The organism is Actinocrinis sp. (assembly GCF_035938995.1).
GTDB lineage: Bacteria > Actinomycetota > Actinomycetes > Streptomycetales > Catenulisporaceae > DASZGI01.
In genome coordinates this window covers 1-1,982 of sequence record NZ_DASZGI010000284.1, presented here as the reverse complement: position 1 = coordinate 1,982, position 1,982 = coordinate 1, and the positions used below count along the sequence as shown (strand labels likewise).

Below are 1,982 nucleotides of genomic sequence, written 5' to 3'. Positions count from 1 at the left end.
TGGTAGGCATCCGACGGCGCCACCACCTTCAAGCCGGGCACATGGACGAAATAGCTCTCCGGGCACTGGCCGTGCTGCGCTCCCCGGGTGGTCGCCCCGACTGGCGCCCGCATCACCATCGGCACCCGGATCTTCCCGCCGGACATGTAGCGGAGCTTCGCCGCCTGGTTGACCAGCTCATCCATGCACTCGAAAAGGAAGTCCGCGTACTGCATGTCGGCCACCGGGCGCATGCCGAGCACCGCGGCTCCCACCGCCGCGCCAGCGATCACTTTCTCGCTGATCGGCGTATCGATGATCCGCTCGTGCCCGAATTCCTCGACCAGGCCCAGGTAAACGCCGAACGCGCCGCCGAAACCGCCCTCGACGCCGATGTCCTCTCCCAGCAGGAACACTTCCGGGTCGCGGCGCATCTCCTCCGCGATCGCTTCTCGCAGCGCCTCGCCGATCGTCAGCCGCCGGGCCGCTGCCACCGCCTCAGGCATAGACATCCGCCGTCGCGTCGCCAGGCTCGGGAAACGGTGAACTGCGCGCGAACTCGACCGCGTCATCAAGCTCGGCCGTCACCTCTGCTTCAAGATGTCCCAGCGTGGCCTCGTCCAGACTCGCGCCGAGGACGAGCAGCGGATCTCGCGCCGCCCAGCGGGCTTCCTCCTCGCGGGTCCGGTACTCGCGCGCGTCACTGCGGCTGTGCCCGGTGAACCGGTAGGTCTTGCATTCCAGCAACGTGGGCCCGGCACCGGCCCGGGCCGCCGCCACGGCGTCACGTGCCGCCTCACGCACGGCCACCACGTCCATGCCGTCGACGATCCGCGCGGGCACGCCGTATGCCTTCGCGCGCTCGGCGACGTCAGGGATGAGCGCGACGCGGCCGTACGGCGTGGACGCGCCATACAAGTTGTTCTCGCAGACCAGCACCACCGGCAGCCGCTCGACCGCGGCGAAGTTAATCCCCTCGTGAAACGCGCCCTCGTTCGTCGCGCCGTCGCCGAAGAAACAGACCGCAACCTGGCGGCGGCGGCGAAGCTTCATGGCCAGTCCCAAGCCGGTCACCACTGTGTTGCCTCCGCCGACGATCGCGATCGCAGGCAGCATGCCCACTTCCGGGTCCCCCAGGTGCATCGAGCCACCCTTGCCTCCGCAGCAGCCGGTACGCCGGCCGTACAGTTCGGCCATCGCCGCGCGGGTACTCACGCCCTTGGCAAGCGCGTGTCCGTGCGGGCGATGCGTCGACGTGATCCAGTCGTCACGCGTCAGCACATCGCACACGCCAACCGCCACCGCCTCCTGCCCCTGGTACTGGTGCAGGGTTCCTGGGATCTCACCGTCAAGAAACAGCCGGTAGACACGCTCTTCGAACCGGCGTATCAGCAGCATCCGCCGGTACAGCGACTCCCGCAGCTCGCTGTCGGCAAGCGCGGCGGACTCGGTGCCGTCCTCATGCGAGTCCGCCGTCCCCCGGATATTGATCAAATGATCACTCATTGAACAAATGATGACAGTCAATCTAGGAGCCGGTCAAGAGCGCGCACAGGCGGGCGCCGGTGCGCGGCGCGGGTCATCCGTCGGCCAGCCGGGTGGCCCGCTCTATCCTGGGATCGGTGAAGATATCCAGGTCGTCCCGGCTATGGGTAGAGAATTCCGAGACGATCGCCCCCTCGTCCCCTGCCTGAAACCAGTGCAGCGTGTTAGGAGGAACCGTGTACTGTTCCCCAGGCCGCAGCACGATTTCATGCCACGCGGTGAACGTCCCGTCGGCGGGGACCCGGGCGTGCGGGTGCGGCGCGGGCTCCCCTTCCGTGTAGACGTACACCGTGCCCGTACGGCAGCGGAAGGTCTCCTCCTTCCCTGGCGTCCCGTCGAACGGCGGATGCCGGTGCTCCGGACAGATCTGGCGCGGGAACATCGCGATCTCCTTCGCGGCGACCCGCTCCGTGTTCACGTAGACGACGATCTCCAGGCCGGTCTCCTCCAGCTTCGAC

At 67.7% G+C, this 1,982-nt stretch carries 2 protein-coding genes and 1 pseudogene; all 3 read right to left on the bottom strand.

The features are described from left to right. Positions 1-485: pseudogene (locus tag VGZ32_RS19840) on the bottom strand (alpha-ketoacid dehydrogenase subunit beta); the annotation flags it as partial. Beyond that, entirely contained in the window at positions 478-1,377 is a 900-nt protein-coding gene (locus VGZ32_RS19835; RefSeq protein WP_349263671.1) for a thiamine pyrophosphate-dependent dehydrogenase E1 component subunit alpha, read from the bottom strand. The gene VGZ32_RS19835 and the pseudogene VGZ32_RS19840, both read right to left, overlap by 8 nt. 181 nt (positions 1,378-1,558) lie before the next feature. Continuing rightward, positions 1,559-1,982: D-lyxose/D-mannose family sugar isomerase (locus VGZ32_RS19830; RefSeq protein WP_326887597.1), on the bottom strand; the 424-nt coding region annotated here is incomplete at its 5' end.